We start from the raw sequence: 17,373 nt of genomic DNA, 5'->3' as shown, positions 1-17,373 counted from the left end.
TCATACCTCTTTACAACACTGTATGACGGGTTCTCTGCATGGACAAAAGGGACTCTCTGATCTTGTCATAGAGATGTCCGCATCCGATGGACTCCAGTACCTTCCTGTCAAATTCCCTGCGTCCGGGATCCTGCAGCTCTTCTTTTGTATCCAGTACATCTCTGTCACGGATCCTCTCAAAAAGCCGGATGATCTCCTTCTCGTCTTCCGCGCTTATATCCGCCGGATCTATCATATACATCTGTTTCAGCCTTGTACTGCTTGCATCCAGCACACCAAGTCCTCTGCCGAATCCGATCGCCTCTATGGCAAACATACCGTACACCGAATTCAGCAGGGCATGGATCAGATCTGCCGACACCTCTTCTCTTCGGCGGATCATCCTTGTAAAACGCTGGTCTACGAAAGTCTCCTCCGGAAATCTGGCTACAAACAGCCTTTTATCCGGATTAAGAGCTGTTACAAACTCTGCTTTCGTGTCATCTTCCATTTCATACCAGAACCCGCCGGGCCGCTTCAGTGCATCAGGAAGCAGCTTTCCTGTGCCGTTTCTGATATTTTCAAATTTTTCTATCCACTTGAGAGCTCCACTGTGCCCCATCTGCCTTAACTCTTCTTTGGACCTGTGACAGCAAAAGGCCCCGGTATCCGCATATGCCATATAAGACTTTAAAGAAGCCGGCCTTTTCAATACCGGTCTTCGGTATTCTTCTTCCACTTTCTCGATATCTTTCGGATAAAACAGGTCATTCCATCCCCGGCGCTCTCCTCTTTTCACTTCCAGAAGTTCTTTTACCGGGATCAGATGCCTGCGGAGTTCTCCAAGCCATGTCAGCTGATGGAACAGAGCGTTTAAGGTGATCCCGCTGCTCTGGATCATCTCGATCTCTTCCAGACCGTATTCTGTCATACTCAGAAGATTCTTTTCCAGTTCACGCCCTACCACAATGCTGGCAACAACAGTTTCCATCTCTTCCGCGCTAAGCTTTCGGACCTCCCTGTTAAGAAGACAAAAGCGGATCCTCTCATCAGAAGAAGGCGGCGCGATCTCTTTCTTTTGCAGCACAACCATAGTGGCGACTACATCTGCATTTTCAAACCACTTTCCGCTGTTGCTAAGCACCACTGTTTCCATATGGTAATAATGGAGCAGCGCGTGAAAAAACCGGTTTCCTACGTCTGTCCCCAGCCAGGAATTAGATAAAATAATTCCCAGACGCCCGTTTTGCTCCAGAAGTCCATACAACTGGAAGGGCATATAAATATACAGATCTTCCTTTCCTGACGTAAAGGTGATCCCTGTATGATTCCACACGGACTGCCGTATCTTCTGAATATATTCCTCTTCATCCAGCGCACGCTTATTGTATTTTACAAAAGGCAGGTTCGACACAATTGCATGAAAAGGAGGGAGCTGCCTTATAATGTCAGACCCGTCCGTCGGACTTTTCAGCACGACATCATCGCCTGTCTTAAGTTCAAATACATTTTTCTGAAACAGATTAATGGGCGTATCCAGCATTTCAATGCTGGTGAGGGCTATATTGGCAATCTGCAGCGGATAGGCATATTTATCCGAAATCCATGTAGTATCCAGCGCTGCTTTCGGATCAGGATTCCTTTTCAGTTTATTTTGAATGACAGCTTTTGCAATGGTTCCCGTCCCCGCGCACAGATCGGCGCACGGCGCCATCCAGTTACGCACCGTGATCTGACACAGAAGATCCGCCAATGAATAAGGAGTTGCATACTGTCCTCTTATCTCCCTTTTTGCCACATGGACCGTGTGCTCCAGCACATTCTGAAGGACGCTCTGGTCAATGCGCTCGATCCGGTTGGTGTAAAGAAACTGATTATAGTCCACAAGATCGATCCATGTATCCTCCGGAATCCGGTCATTGTATTCCATCTGGCGGAATACATTATAAAAATCTCCCTGCTCCGTAATGCTTCGAATGATCGCATTTCCTTCCTCCGGAACAGAAGTCTCGTCGATACTGCCGATCAGATCAGCACAGTTGTGATACCGCCGGATCAGATTGGCAAAGAGAATACGGTTTGCCCAGTTCAGAAGGACTGTCTTGGCATACGCCTGGTACATATCCTTCTCATCGTTGTCATACTCTTCCCGGAAGGCGTTCCACCACAGCTTCAGCTGAATTTCCATCTTCATGTCACGGCGGGCACTGTCCTCCATATACTCCGCCGTCATGGATTTGTTTCTCCGGATCAGACGGGTAATCAGATTATCGGAAAGGACTTCTGTAATGGATACCGCCGAAATATCCCCGCTTACAAGGTACTCGTTTACCGTCAGGATGATCTCCTCCAGCACGAAAAGCCATTCCTGCCGGAAAGTGTAGACATCCTCCCTTGTCCGGATATAACTTGTGGCATCCCAGGTCTTTTTTTCCGTAAATTCTCCATCTTCATCCCGTGTATAAAGTTTCCCGTAGGTAAAATTCCAGAGTACGAAACTGTTAAGGCCAAGCGCTTCCGCCTTTCGGGCCGCATCTTTGATAAACGCTTCATCTGTAATAAGTACATCCGGCATTTTCAGCTCCCAGCCCTGTAAGATCTTCATCTGTGCCTCATCAGCGTACAGAAGCACATCAGGGAACATACTTTTTTTATTGACAGACAGCGTGCTTTCTCCGCCTGCCTTGCGGATGCGGATATTGAGCCTCTTCAGCATTCCGTTGATCTGGGAGATAATCTCAATTGCCCAGCTTCTTTCATTGCGCCTTACAACTGTTCCCATGGCATCACTTACCTTTCTTCGAACTCTTTGATCAGATTCTCCACTTCTATATGTTTCCTGCTTTTTTTATCCAGGCCGTCCCACGCTTCCTTCAGCCTTTTTTTTGCCACCTCGATATAGTCTATTTCTTCTCTCTTAAAGAGAGCTACATTCTCATTTTTCTCTATTCCAATAAAATTCCGGCCCTCCATCAGAGCCGCCACAAGGAAAGAACCGCTGCCGAACGTATTGTCCAGTACGACATCCCCCGGATTGGTGTAGGTCCGAACCATATATCTGCCAAGCTCTACCGGTTTTTGGGTAGGATGGTAAACTGCACCTTCACTTTCTGCCGTTTTTATATAAATAATATCTGTAGGATACCTCTCCCCTTTGCTTGCCACATGGACCGGATCAAAGTCTCCGTAATTTCCGCACAGCTGATCCTTTCTCACCCCTTTGTCATAAGGTTCGCCGGGCGTCATCTGCGGATGATAAGTCGGCTGCTTTTTATAAAAGACACAGACATCCTCGTACTTGCGCAGAGGCTGTTTTTTTGCATTTAAAAAATTGGTGGGCTTTGACTTCTCCCATACCCATTTATATTTGAAAATACCAGGCTGGCTTAAGATCAGCTTTGCTGTAAATACACCGTTTGAAGTAAGCACGATCGCCCCGTTCTGCTTGATGACCCGTTTGTACTGCTTCCAGAGTTCCTCAAGAGGAATATAGCAGTCCCACTGATTCTGTGTCATCCCGTAAGGAAGATCACACAGGATCATATCCACACTCCCGTCAGGGATCTTCTCCATATATTCCAGACAGTCCCCTTCAAAAAGCCTGTTTATTACTTTACTCATATCTGTCTTTTGCTCTGCTTTTTTCCTCATGCCTGCACTCCTGTAACTTTTTCGTCGGCAGCCTCCATAACCGGCGCCATCCGTTTCTTTTACTGTGTTTTACTTTACCATACCGCACACGCGAACACAAGTTTGTTTTTTCTTTTTGTACCCGAGTCCCCAAAAGCTATATCTTTTATTTCAGAAATATGTATTGCTCTTCCGTGGACAGCTCTTCACTGAACTTATATCCCAGCCTGTCAAACCAGCGGATTTCCTTCAGATCTGAAATATTGTGTTCTGCCATATAGCGTACCATCTCTCCTCTGGCCATCTTGGCAAGGGTTCCTTTCTGTTTCACTTTTCCGTCGTTCCATTCCCCGAACACACAGGTGAGAAATCTGTCACCGGGGCGAAGGTATGCTTCAATACACCGGGAATATTCCTTCGAGGCAAGATTCAGGATCGTCCTGTCCTCATCCATAACCTCTCTGTACAGCTTATTATTCCAGAACTCATAGAGATTTCCTGTGCCCTCCACTTTTGCCGCCGCCTGCATCTCAAGTCGGTATGGCGTCACACCGTCAAAGGGACAAAGTACTCCATAAAATCCGGACAGTATCCTAAGGTGGTCCTGTATATACTGCATGGCGTTTTCTTCGAAAACTGCCGGAGCCATATACTGATACTGGATTCCTTCATAGGAAAGGACAGCAGGAGTCAGGTTTTTCTTCAGATCCATATGTTTCATTCTATCGTAGTTCAATGATGCAATTTTATCATTGCACTTCCACAGTTTCTTTGCTTCCTCATAGGTGAGGGATCTCACCCATTCAAGAATGCTCCCGGCATCCTCGATAAATGCCGGGAGATCATGAAACTCTGCAAGGTCCGGATTTGTATTCATTTTCTTCGCCGGAGAAATTATAATCTTCATATCAGTCCTCTCTTCTTTTGTCTACAGCGCCAGAATATCTTCTTTCAGTTCCTCTACATCTTCCGGCTTTGTACTCCAGCTTGTGCAAAACCGCACGCAGTGTCTGTCCCCCTCCGGAAACTGGTATTCAAAAATATGCTTTTTCTCCAGTTTCCTCATCTGCTCTTCACTTAACAGAACAAACTGCTGATTCGTCGGACTGTCAATATAGAAATCAATCCCTTTTTTCTCAAAAGCTTCCCGGATCTCCATGGCGTACTTGTCCGCCCGGCCTGTAATTTCAAAATACAGATCGTTCTCAAAGAGCGTATAGAACTGCAGGCCCAGCGTCCAGCCTTTTGCCAGCATTCCTCCGTTCTGCTTCATATAGCTGCGGAAATTATCTTTGAGCTCATTGTTTGTAATAACTACTGCTTCTCCCATCATAGCTCCGCATTTCGTACCCCCTATGTAGAAGACATCGGCAAGCGCCGCAAGATCAGAAAGCTTCAGGTCATTTACCTTGGCTCCAAGCCCGTAACCCATTCTCGCTCCATCTATCATGAGATACAGACCGTACTTTCTGCAGACAGCAGATATTTCCTCAAGCTCTTTTTTGGAATAAAGGGTGCCGTACTCTGTAGGGAAGGAAATATATACCATCTTAGGCTGTGTAATATGTTCCTTCACTCCGCTTGTCCTGTAATTTTCCGCTTCTGCTTCAACAGACGCTGCCGACAGCTTTCCGTTTTCTCCTTTTACAACATGGATCTTGTGTCCTGTATGCTCCACCGCCCCTGTCTCGTGGACGTGGATATGTCCGCTGTCCGCACTGATCACTCCCTGATAGGGACGAAGAGCTGCCGCAATAACGGTATAGTTTACCTGCGTTCCTCCCACCATAAAATGAATGTCAGCGTCAGTGCTTCCCAGATGAGTCTTGATCTTCTCTGCCGCCCTTTCGCACCATTCGTCCAGCCCATACCCGCCATAGCTTTCCTGATTTGTTTTTATAAACGCCTCCAGAACAGCCGGATGCGCCCCATGATTATAGTCATTGTTCCATCGACTCATTTTGAACCACTCCTTTTTTTTGTACTTATTTTATTTTAACTGATATTTTCCACAGTGTACAGGAAGAAAAATAAACCGTAAAAGCTGTTGTCACTTTCTTCCTGGAATACAAACTTCAGCTGCTGATTTACGGAAAACAGCAAAAGCCGCTGCCGCTGTGATCACTTCTGTTATCCAGAACGCATGCCACACGCCATCCGCTCCCATACTTCGGCTAAGGAGAAATGCTGCCGGAATAATAACTGCCACATAGCGGAAAACAGAAATTACAAGGGACGGAACGCCTTTTCCAATACCTTCCAGCGCTCCTGAAGACGTAACAGAAACAGCAGAAATGACGAAACCGGCGCTGATGATCCGCAGCGCCCTTCCGCCCGCTTCCACAGTCTGGCTGTTTTCTGAAAACATTCCTATCAGCCCCTCCGGCACCATAAGGCAGATTACCATTCCCACTGCCATGATCACCGCCGTCATTCCCAATGTAACTTTGTAAATCTTCGACACTCTTTCTCCCTCTCCGGCTCCGTAATTATAACCGATCACCGGACGCATTCCCTGAATGATCCCGTTGGCCGGAAGATAAAGAAAGGTCTGCAGTTTATAGTAAATGCCCAAAATGACAATGTAACTCTGAGAATAGACGGATAAAATCGTATTTAATGCGGAAATCATCAAAGAAGGCAATGCTATATTCAGGATTGCCGGTATCCCTACCGTATAAAGCTGCCGGTCTATCTTCCGATCAGCTTTCATGGCACTTCTCCTGATTTTAACCGGAATCGGCGAAATAAAATATACTGCAATGTAGATCGCCAGTGGCAGAACCTGACCGATCCCTGTAGCTAATGCCGCTCCTTCCATCCCCATCTCCGGGAAGGGGCCCAGACCAAAGATTAAAATCGGATCCAGAATAATATTAGCAATGCAGCCGCACAAAAGGCTGAGCATCGTAACTTTCATTCTTCCCACTGCCTGAAAAATTTTTTCAAATGCCAGGCTTTCCGCAATAATCACCGCAAAGGAAAAGGCGATGACTGCATATCTGACTCCAAGCTCCACAACCTGCTCTGCCTCGGTAAACATCCGAAGGAACGGACGGATTGCCGCGATGCACACTACAGTCATGATCACGCCGTGCACTCCGGCCAGAAGCATACCTCTGGTGGCCGCCCTGTCCGCCTTTTCCTTATCCTGCGCTCCCAGATGAAAAGCAATGGCTGCATTGATCCCCACCCCGAATCCGATGGCAACCGCATTGATGAAATTCTGCACAGGGAATACAAGAGACAGCGCAGTCATCGCATCTTCACTGATCTGCGCCACAAAAAAACTGTCTACAATATTATAAAGAGAATTTACCAGCATAGAAACGACCATGGGGAGAGCCATGGAAAAAATCAAAGGCAGAACCGGCCTTTCTTTCATAAAAGTCTCATTCATCATTTCCTCTCCTATTCTAAAGTATATATCATAAAATCCTGTATCAAGGAAAATGCCACACAGCTGCATTTTCACAGCCGTGTGGCGAAAAATAGTCATAAGACCAGAAAAATCCACACAAAATTTTAGTTCTATATTGTATCCTGCATTCCGGCAATCCGGTTCATTTTCTCATAGAGAAAATAATTAAATACCGCCATCGTCCTTCCCACACCGATCATTGCCAGAACAGTGCCGATACCAAGGCCGATCAGATGTCCGGAAAAAATCAGACTAATGCACACAGTAACTGTGACACATCCGAGATCAAAACAGTTTTTTACCAACCCTACCCCTTTGTGTACATGGTCAGCGATCGCCTGAACGATCCCATCCCCTGAATTGGGGATCAAACGCATATTAAGAGACATGGCCGCTCCGATCCCGGTCAGGATAACCGCAAGGATCAACAACAGGATACGGACAGTAAATTCTCCCGGAGAACTTTTTCCTTCTGTATAAAGATCCGGAATCAGAGCCGTAAAAAGATTCATAAAGCGTGTAAAAATCAAACTTAACGGAATCTGCAAAAAATCCATAAAAAGAATCTTTTTCAGATTTCCTCCTTCTCTTTTTATCCTGTATGTATGCAGAACCATTTCCACCAGAACAAAAAGAGAGTACAAAATAAAGGTCATATCGCCAAAGTTTTGTTCAAAGGAAACAGAGACACTGTAGGACACGGAGACAATCGGCGAGGCCCCCAGACCTGTCTCTGTATTCAGGACAAGTCCGAGAGCCAGTACCACCAGACCGGCAATATAAAATATTCTGCGAAATATATATTCTTTCTTCATATTTCTTTACTTTCTATTGCATTTTTTTCTTCTTTGCAGGATGATCATAGTACCGGAAGCCAGAACACATAACAGCCAAATGGCAGCCTGTGTTTCATCTCCTGTTTTTACTGCTTTTTCAGCCTTTGTCTTTTCTATTTTCTCTTCTGCATTTTTATCGGGATCTGTCTGATCCTGTTCTCCGGTTCCAGACGGATCTTCCGGATTCTCACCCGGCTTGTCTCCCGGGTTCCCTCCGGGTTCTTCCTGGGGCTCTTCTCCCGGATTTGCTGCTGCTCCTGTATAGTTCACCGAAGTTGACCGGAACACCAGATCCCCTGAATCCGTTCTTGCCAGTACATAAAACAGACCGTCTACCGCTGTGCCGACGTTTTCCGTTGTCTTCGTCCCATGAAAACGAAGATTACCGTCACTGGTCCAAACATCTGCATCAGGATCATATTTCCATGTATCCCTCATCTGCTCTGTCCCAAGACCAGATACCGGCCCTGTCACGATCATACCGTCATCAGTAGCTGACAAAGCAAAATCCAGTGTTTGAAGAGAATCAAACTGCCCGTTTGCACCGCTGAAAAAATCCGCCCCGCTTACCTTCCATCTCTTTCCGTCATAAATCATTATATTCCCATATACAGTCTCATTTTGACCCTGTATATATTCTACAAAAGAATCATATCCTCCACATACGATCAGATTATTACCGGATACGGAAACCATAGCTCCACTTCTCCCTTCCGGAAGATCTGGAATTTCAGAATCCGATACTTTTCCTGTCACCGGATCAAGGGCATAAACTACTGCAGTATTTTCACAATTCTCTCCTTCACCTCCTATGACAAGAAGCTGATCCTGATAGACTGCCAGCTGCCCAAAACCGGTACTCATATCTACCGCTGCAACATCCCATGTTTCTGTCTTTGTGTCATAAGTCCCAAGTTCCATCTGACCCTGAGCATTGAAATATATCATATAAATTTTATCTTTTCCTGCAGCCATGGAATAATATTCCTTATAGGGGGACACTATGATATCATCTTTCGGAAGGCTGACTTTTTTCCATGTATTATCTTGAATACTGTATTGTTCCATATAAATGCTGCCCGTTTCCTCCATTGCTGCAAGGCAGAGGATCTTGCCGCCTGCCCCTGCCATATACAGCCACAGCCCATTGCGGCTTGTAAGATCAACGCCACTTAGTTCTCCGTAATCCAAATCCGGAGCTGCAAGCTCCTGAAATCCTACAGATGTCGCTCCAATATCCAAAAAATTCTGTCCGTATTTTCCACCTGCCGTATAAACAACAATCTGCTGATTTCCTGCTGATCCATCCGGTAAGACAATTGTAATACTCTCCGGTGACCATGACGTCACCTCAGCCTGCACACCTCCTACCGTCACTGTTCCCGGCTCCTCTCCAAAGAAATAGCCGCAAAGTTCCGCTGTCTTATCCTGCTGCTTCAGCTCATTCACTACCGGAACAAGTCTGGAATCATCGAAAACGGCCCCTGCATCCAGAAAACCTCCGGACACTGACTTGTCCTCTAAATCTATTCCGTCCTCCCGGTTCACTGCACCGATTATGCGCGCGCGAATCTCTCCTGCATCGTCACCGTTATCTGCACCATATACCATCGCTGCCAAAGCCGCTACTCCCGATACCGCCGGCGCTGCCATGGAAGTCCCGTCCGAATAATAATAGTCGCTGGCCTTTTTTCCAAATCCCACATTATCAAGGTGAAACGCCGCCCCCTCTGTTTTTCCGGTCATGGTCCCCCTCATTCTGATCGCAATGCTCCCATCTCCATCCGCATCTGTCAAAAACTCTCTGCTGGAAAGGCAGGTACTGGAAATATTCCAGTTACTGTCCCTCACCGCCAAGTAAGCCGGATAGAATCCCCCGTTTACTGTTTGAGTCGAGTACAGGAGATCCCATTTTTCCCCGGTATTTTGCGCAAACCGTACAACCTCTTCTTTCATTGCTCCGTCAAAAGATCCTGCAAACGCCAGATGCAATTCCTTTAATGGATCAACAGCCGCAAGGTCTTCTGCTGAAAATTCAATTTCCAGCGTAAACTCCTCCCCTTCTTCAATGCTGTCCAAAGAAACTTCCAGCCCTCTGCTGCTGGAATATCCCCGAGACGGAACTGCTCTTTCGGCTTCTTTCTCTCCTTCATCCAAAAGTCTTAATTCTACTCTGTCATCCGCATCCTCAAAATCTTCATAAAAATAGCTGTCTTCCCTGTCCTGTATCCACGGCAGATATTGTACAGGCATTTCATGGTTTTCCATTGAATACATGGAGGTATCTGTAGTTGTAGAAGCTAAAATCTGTGTACCTGGCGCAAACACATCTACGGTCTGCCTTCCGTAATTAGAAAAACCGGCCCGGTATCCCTCACTGTCCATCGCTCCTACCGTTACAACATAGGGACTGTTTATTATGCTCCCTGTATTTCTGTCATTATCTGCATAGTTATTTCCGGCTGCAAAACAGGATAAAATCCCTTCCATTCCTGCTTCCGTCACCACATCAGAAACACTCTGGAGCATATATCCGTCATAAGTGCCGGGCCCCCAGGAATTATTTACAACCGCTACATTAACCCCGGCTTTCTTTGCTGTGATCAGATAGCGGTAACACAGAATCGCATTGCTGGTAGCAGCGTTTCCTGTAAGGAAATCGAGCGCCATGATCCGGGCTGAAGAGCTTACTCCCGCCGTTCCCTGGCCGTTATTCCATTGGGAAGCGATTATTGAAGCACAATGTGTTCCATGCCCCACCAGAAAGTCCATTGGATCATCCGTCGGTCCTGTACCTGAATAATTTACACCATACGCCCCTCCTCCAAGAGCTGTCAGCTCCGGATAGTTCAATCCGTCCTTCCACATTACGTCCTTCAGATCAGGATGATTGTAGTCTACACCGCTGTCTATCACAGCAACAACAGGCGTATCAGAACTGCTTCCGGCATTTGACCATGCCTCTTCGACATTCATATCCACCGCCGGAATGTCTGTTGCATGGGACGCATCATTCAATGTATTTTTAAGTCCCCACTGATATTCATAGCCCGGGTCTGACGGAACATCATAGGGCTCCATAATGTAATTAGGCTCTGCATATACTACCCTGGGATCCTCTTCCAGCTCCCGGATCATTTCTTCTGTATTGTCGCCTGTTACCAGCACGATCTCATCTGCTGATATGCCAGTCCGGCTCCTTGCCGAAGCTGACGCTGATGTCTGACGAGAAGCTGTGATGTTTTCCAGATCAATGAGGGATTCTGTCTCATACTGATCCAGAACACTTCCACTTCTCTTTTCCCTCTTCATTGCCTCCGGCTCTTCCCGCAGGCGTACGATTACCTGCCCATCCACATAGTCTTCTCCCGGCACTCCGTATTCCCTCTGTTCCGTATTCTCAGCCGATACTTCCTTTGCCGGGGCTGTCACCGGAATCACAGAAATTGCCAGTACCGCTGCTAAAACTGATGCCGTCGCCTTTTTCTTCACTCCTTTTCCCCCCTTTTCAGATCATTCGTGTTTTCTATAAAAGAATCCTGTCTTTCTTCGCCAGAATTGCTTCCACCGCCGCACATGCCGGACAGTCGCAGTATTTTGCCCCTGCTTTTTTCAGCTCCTGTCCATGAGCAGCCACCCCTTTTGCCGCTTCCTCTCCGCCGAATACTTTAGCTCCGGCCTCTGACTGTGCAAAAGCGATCAGACCATCCACTGTCACAATATCTTCTTCTAATTCTGCGATATATTTTTTTGTTTCTTCCGCCTCTTTTTCTGTCCCTACCGCATCCAGCCACGCCTGGGCTGCTTCCTTTGCCTCTTGGCTGCAGGATGGAGCTGCGATCAGTTCCTTTGTTTTCTCTACTACATAATCTAATACGTTCTTTTCCATTTTTCTCTTCCTTTCTACTTTTTATTGAATTGCTGTTTGCCAAATTGCGAATCTATTTAAAGTTTATCACATTTTTCTGTCTTTTTCGATTTATTTTTTTATTTGCCTTTTTGTTTGTTATCTACCTTTGTTTTATAACACTGTCAATTTACGAACAGGCGGAAATGTGTTAAGATAGCAGTCAGAAAAACTATCATCTAAAGGAGATACAAGTATGCCTGTATTTGATTTTCGCAATGAACCCCAGGGTGCAGACATTTCCGAATGTACCTACTCCATATTTTATTCCAGCGAATCGCTGCCTACGCCTGAAGCTCCTATTCTTATACTGGACAACCGGCAGAAGGACTGGAAACATCACTCCTGCGGCGTTTTCACCAATCCGGACAAGCGCACCGCATTTGAATTTGACGAAGAGGACGGAACCGCCAGCGCCAACATTTTAAAAATAGACGCCCGTTTTGTCCCCCTCCTCCGCTGGCTGGGAGAAAACCGCATCCACGTAAGGCTCTCCGGGAAAAATCTGGCAGACGGATATGCTGTCTATAAGATCCGCGAGATCGCTTTCGGAAAAGGAACCAAACTTTCCGCTGAGGATGGATTTCTTCAGTTTATTATTGAAAGACTGCTCTCCAGCGACGCACCGGAACCCGAAGAAGACAGTGCAGAGGAAGAGCCGGATGAAACCGGCGATGATATGAAACTGACAAGCCTGCAGAGCATTACGGATTTTATGACCTGTGCCGGCAAAACGCTGCCGGACACTATCCTTTTGTGGGCCAGAAGAAATCTTGCCGTCGCCCGTTCCCATGAGGTTACTCTGGAGGAACGCCGCCATGCTCAAAGAGCCCTTTCTATTGTTTTAAATATCAAATGGAAAACCAATTATTTTGAGTCCATTGACCCGGTGGAGGCCCGCCGGATCCTGGATGAAGAACTCTACGGAATGGAGCGCGTAAAACAAAGAATTATTGAAACGATCATACAGATCAACCGCACCCATACGCTTCCGGCCTACGGCCTTTTGCTGGTAGGACCGGCAGGTACAGGGAAATCCCAGATCGCCTACGCAGTTGCACGTATTTTAAAATTACCGTGGACAACACTGGACATGAGTTCCATCAATGACCCGGAACAGCTGACCGGAAGTTCCCGTATCTACGCCAACGCAAAACCGGGAATCATCATGGAGGCTTTCTCTGCTGCGAGGGAGTCCAATCTTGTTTTTATTATCAATGAGCTGGATAAGGCGGCGTCCGGGAAAGGGAACGGAAATCCTGCCGATGTGCTCCTTACCCTTCTTGATAACCTTGGATTTACCGACAACTACATTGAATGTATGATCCCGACAGTAGGAGTGTATCCCATCGCTACTGCAAATGATAAAAGTCAGATCAGCGCTCCTCTCATGTCCCGTTTCGCTGTCATTGACATACCGGACTATACTCCGGAGGAAAAGAAGATCATCTTCTCCAGGTACGCCCTTCCAAAGGTTCTGAAACGTATGGGCCTAGCGGAACACGAGTGCACCATAACTGAAGAGGCTCTTGACGCCCTTGTCAATAAATATGTAACGACCTCCGGCATCCGTGATCTGGAACAGACCGCAGAACATCTGGCTGCAAATGCATTGTATCAGATCGAAGTGGATCATGTATCTGAAGTCGTCTTTGACGAAAAGATGCTGGGAGAACTGCTGGCATAAAAATGCACCGGTCTGCAGAGGGCGCAAAAAGCGCTTCTCTGTAAGCCGGCGCTGTCATTTATTCTTTTATATAATGGCAGGCTGCCTTATGCCCTGACTCCACTTCACAAAACTGCGGTGCCTCTTCTGCACACTTCTTTGTGGCATAGGGACATCTGCTACGGAATGCACATCCCTGAAACCCTTCGGTCCGCACCGGCTGCTCCCCATCAAGAGCCTGAAACTTTCTCCCTGTAATATAGGGGTCCGGCACCGCCGCAAGAAGTGTCTTTGTATAGGGATGAAGCGGATGTTCAAACAGCTGTTCTGCTGTTGTTTCCTCCACCAGTCTCCCCAAATACATAACTCCGATCCGGTCTGAAATAAACCGAATGACACCAATATCATGCGAAATGAACAGCAGACTCAAATGAAGCTCTTTTTTCAGTTCCACGAGCATGTTTAAAATCTGGGCCTGGATAGATACATCCAAAGCCGAAACCGGTTCATCACAAACAATCAACCTGGGCTGTGTTATAAGAGCTCCGGCTATTCCAAGCCGCTGGACCTGGCCTCCGGATAATTCATGGGGAAACCGAAAGTAATGTTCCTCCGAAAGTCCTACTTTTTGCAGGATCGACAGCACCTTCTCCCGCCTTTTCCCATTGTCTTTTTCTCCATGAACTGCAAGAATCTCATCTAATATATCTCCTACGCGGCTCCTGGGATTCATAGCTGAAAGAGAATTTTGAAATACCATCTGAAGGTCTTTTCTGTAAGGGCGGAACTCCCGCTCACTTAGACCACATAATTCCTTCCCTTCACACAGGATGGATCCACTGTCTGCTTTTTCAAGTCCCACGATCGTACGGCCAATCGTAGATTTTCCGCATCCAGACTCACCTACCAGTCCATAGGTCTCCCCTTCTTCCATGTACAAAGACAAATGATCTACCGCACACATGCGTTCTTTTGCTGCAAACAGCTTTGTCTTTTTTCCCCGCAGAGGATAGGTCTTTTTCAAATCTTTTATTTCCAGAAAATGTGGATTCATTTTCATGCCCTCCTCTCTTTTTCGGTATATTTCCAGCATCGGACTATATGTCCGGGTGCTGCTTCTACAGGCGGAGGCGCTAATTTTCGGCACTTTTCATCCGCATATGCACATCTGGTGCAGAAATGACATCCCTCCGGAATGTTGGAAAGAGACGGAACCGTCCCCTGTATAGTTGGCAGCTTTATCCCCCGCTTCACATGAAGATGAGGGATACAGGCAAGCAACCCCTGTGTATAAGGATGAAGAGGATTCCGAAACAATTCTTCTGTCCTTACGTCTTCCACAACCTGTCCCAAATACATCACTTTCACACTATGACAGAGCCTGGATACCGCTCCCATATCATGAGTAATAAACAGGACAGACATTCCCAGCCTGTCATTCAGTTCTTTGATCAGATGAAGAATTTGTTCCTGAATTGTCACATCCAGCGCTGTCGTCGGTTCATCTGCAATCAGAAGTTCCGGCTCACAGGCCAGCGCCATAGCAATCATAACACGCTGCTGCATTCCTCCGGATAGCTCAAACGGATATTTTTTCATATTGGTCGCAGGATCAGGTATCCCTGTCAGCCCCAGCATCTGAACGGCTTTCTTCCTGGCTTCCTCCCTGCTTATCTTTTTATGAAGAAGAAGCACTTCCTCAAGCTGACTTCCTACTGTGTGCACAGGACTTAAGGAATTGAGCGGATCCTGGAAAATAACAGAAATACTGTTTCCTCTGATATCCTGCATTTCTCTTAGAGGCTTTTTTAACAGATCTTCCTCATGGAAAAGGATTTCTCCTTCATAGCGCACTGCTGTGTCGTGATCCCGCAGACGAAGAACTGACTGCGACATAACACTCTTTCCAGACCCTGACTCTCCAACCACTCCGGTAATCTCGCCGGGATTGATACAAAGGGATACTCCATCTACAGCCGGAAGCCATCTTTTGTGTACCGGAAACAGAACGCGCAGATTACGTATTTCAAGTATTCTTTTTTTCTTGTCTGTTTTCTTTTGTTCCATCACTTCTTCTTTCCTCCTTTCACTCTCGGATCGAGGAAATCTCGCAGGCCGTCTCCGAGAAGATTGAGACTAAGCACACATAGTATGACTGCCGCTCCCGGGCAGATCATCGTCCAGGGCGCTCTGGAAAATACCATTTTACTTGCCTCCAGCATATTTCCCCAACTGGCTGCCGGGGCGGGGATTCCTGCCCCAAGGAAACTCAAAGAAGCTTCTGAAATAATTGCCTGTGCAAAAATGAATGACGCCTGCACAGTAAGAGGTGAAATCACTCCCGGCAAAATCATCTTCCATAAAATGCGGAAACTGGAATAGCCCTGCACTTTTGCTGCTTCCACATAGGTCTGCTCTTTTATGACAAGAGCGCTTGCCCGCACAGTTCTCGCCACACTGGGACTGTAAACAACCGTGAGCGCTACAATGACATTCCAGCTTGAGGTACCCAATGCCGCGATCAGAGCAATTGCCAAAAGAATGCCCGGGATCGCTATCAGCCCATCACAGATCCTCATGAGTATCTGATCCAGCACTTTAAAATAGCTGGCATAAATTCCAATAATAATGCCCAGCACACAGGAAAAAACTGCCACACAGCCCCCTACCCACAACGACACTCTGGCACCATACATCACTCGTATAAAAAGATCCCTTCCAAATTCATCTGTCCCAAGCAGATACTCTCCCCCTGGAGGCTTCAGCCTATTAACCACATCCATAGCGTCCGGATCTACCGGATGAAAAAAGGGAACCAAAATTGCCAGAAGAAGAATTATGACAAAGCCGCAGGCTCCGATAATGAGAGCCGGACTGGCCAAAAGTCTCTCCTTCCTAAGCTGGCGCTGTTCTCTCAAAATAGCCTCACTGGCTTTGGATATACTTTTTCTTGTCAATATCATTCTTTCCCCTCCTACTTCCGGCCGGGCTGGAGCCGCGGATCCACAAAACCGTAAAGAATATCCACAATCAGATTCACCAGCACATACAGCAAAGTTACAAAAAGAACAACCCCCTGGATAACAAAAACATCCCTTCTGTTAATAGAGGTCAGCGTCAGCATTCCAAGGCCGGGAATGTTAAAAAGAGTCTCCGTTACTATGGTCCCTGTAATCAGACTGCCAAAGGACTGCCCTACCGCTGTAAGGATCACCGGAGCCCCGTTCTTCAGTGCATAGCGCAAAACCACACGGCTCTCTTTTAGTCCCTTTGCTCTTGCAGTCTGAATATAATTTCTATACAGCACTTCCAAAATCGAAGAGCGGGTCATTCTTGTCAGATATGCCGCCTGAACGATTCCAAGCGAAAGAGCCGGAAGAAAAATATACCTTAAATGTTCTCCAAGCCCTTCAGAAAGCGCCGCATACCCGGCGACCGGAAACCATTGCAGATAAACACCGAAAAACAGCATTAGAAACATACTAAGCAGGAACCCCGGAAGGGCTGCCCCAAGAAGGGATGCCGATACGCAGGTCACATCAAGGGCCGTTCCTCTTTTGTATGCCGCCAAGATACCAAGAGGAACAGATAAAATCAGGGCAATGATCTGCGCCAGTACAGCCAGGCTAAGGGTCGGCAGAAAATATTCGCCGATTGCCTCTGTCACTGACTGGTGGAGAAAATAAGATGTTCCCCAGTCTCCTCTTAAAACATTTGTAAACCAATCGATATACTGCACAAGAAAGGGCCTGTCAAACCCCAGCTCTGCATTCAATTCATTAATCTGATCCGGCGTTGCCTCCATCCCAAGAAGAGCCGTTGCCGGACCTCCCGGTATCATATATACTACAAGAAAAATCACACAGGAAACGACAAACAATACCGGGATCAGTGATAAAATTCTTTTCAAAATATAAGACAGCATATCCGCTGC

13 protein-coding genes are annotated in these 17,373 nt (G+C 46.8%); 1 reads left to right on the top strand and 12 read right to left on the bottom strand.

The annotated features are described in order from the left end of the window. Positions 1-10: 10 nt before the first annotated feature. From WJ238_RS03110 to WJ238_RS03075, 8 genes are all read right to left on the bottom strand, one after another. The gene (locus tag WJ238_RS03110) at positions 11-2,761 is read right to left on the bottom strand and encodes an N-6 DNA methylase (RefSeq protein WP_337606115.1); all 2,751 of its coding nucleotides are present in this window, start codon (positions 2,759-2,761) and stop codon (positions 11-13) included. An 8-nt stretch (positions 2,762-2,769) separates the two neighbouring features. Then, positions 2,770-3,600, bottom strand: coding sequence for a DNA-methyltransferase (locus WJ238_RS03105; RefSeq protein WP_337606114.1), 831 nt, complete (start codon positions 3,598-3,600; stop codon positions 2,770-2,772). A 175-nt stretch (positions 3,601-3,775) separates the two neighbouring features. Beyond that, complete coding sequence (yaaA, locus tag WJ238_RS03100; protein ID WP_230107055.1) at positions 3,776-4,516, bottom strand: peroxide stress protein YaaA; 741 nt, start codon at positions 4,514-4,516, stop codon at positions 3,776-3,778. Positions 4,517-4,537: 21 nt separating this feature from the next. After that, complete coding sequence (locus WJ238_RS03095) at positions 4,538-5,569, bottom strand: threonine aldolase family protein (protein ID WP_337606113.1); 1,032 nt, start codon at positions 5,567-5,569, stop codon at positions 4,538-4,540. A gap of 90 nt (positions 5,570-5,659) precedes the next feature. Beyond that, entirely contained in the window at positions 5,660-7,009 is a 1,350-nt protein-coding gene (locus tag WJ238_RS03090; protein ID WP_337606131.1) for an MATE family efflux transporter, read from the bottom strand. Positions 7,010-7,140: 131 nt separating this feature from the next. Then, positions 7,141-7,845 (bottom strand): DUF6198 family protein, encoded by a 705-nt coding sequence (locus WJ238_RS03085; protein ID WP_337606112.1) that lies wholly within the window; start codon positions 7,843-7,845, stop codon positions 7,141-7,143. Positions 7,846-7,851: 6 nt separating this feature from the next. Then, positions 7,852-11,358 (bottom strand): S8 family serine peptidase, encoded by a 3,507-nt coding sequence (locus WJ238_RS03080; RefSeq protein WP_337606111.1) that lies wholly within the window; start codon positions 11,356-11,358, stop codon positions 7,852-7,854. A 34-nt stretch (positions 11,359-11,392) separates the two neighbouring features. After that, the gene (locus tag WJ238_RS03075) at positions 11,393-11,755 is read right to left on the bottom strand and encodes a molecular chaperone Hsp90 (RefSeq protein WP_337606110.1); all 363 of its coding nucleotides are present in this window, start codon (positions 11,753-11,755) and stop codon (positions 11,393-11,395) included. 214 nt (positions 11,756-11,969) lie between these two features. Between WJ238_RS03075 and WJ238_RS03070 the strand changes: the two genes are divergently transcribed. After that, complete coding sequence (locus WJ238_RS03070) at positions 11,970-13,460, top strand: AAA family ATPase (RefSeq protein WP_256195977.1); 1,491 nt, start codon at positions 11,970-11,972, stop codon at positions 13,458-13,460. 58 nt (positions 13,461-13,518) lie between these two features. Here the strand turns inward: WJ238_RS03070 and WJ238_RS03065 are convergent, their stop codons facing one another. The 4 genes from WJ238_RS03065 to WJ238_RS03050 form a co-directional block, all read right to left on the bottom strand. Beyond that, positions 13,519-14,493 (bottom strand): ABC transporter ATP-binding protein, encoded by a 975-nt coding sequence (locus WJ238_RS03065; protein ID WP_337606109.1) that lies wholly within the window; start codon positions 14,491-14,493, stop codon positions 13,519-13,521. 2 nt (positions 14,494-14,495) lie between these two features. Then, complete coding sequence (locus WJ238_RS03060; protein ID WP_316268189.1) at positions 14,496-15,506, bottom strand: ABC transporter ATP-binding protein; 1,011 nt, start codon at positions 15,504-15,506, stop codon at positions 14,496-14,498. Next, complete coding sequence (locus tag WJ238_RS03055) at positions 15,506-16,402, bottom strand: ABC transporter permease (protein WP_230107063.1); 897 nt, start codon at positions 16,400-16,402, stop codon at positions 15,506-15,508. Before WJ238_RS03055 ends, WJ238_RS03060 begins: the two co-directional genes overlap by 1 nt. Positions 16,403-16,413: 11 nt before the next feature. Beyond that, on the bottom strand, positions 16,414-17,373 hold a 960-nt coding region (locus WJ238_RS03050), incomplete at its 5' end, for an ABC transporter permease (protein WP_337606108.1).

It is taken from the genome of Claveliimonas sp., assembly GCF_037273965.1.
GTDB lineage: Bacteria > Bacillota > Clostridia > Lachnospirales > Lachnospiraceae > Claveliimonas > Claveliimonas bilis.
The sequence above is the reverse complement of the archived record's forward strand: the minus strand, read 5'-3'. Positions and strand labels throughout refer to the sequence as shown.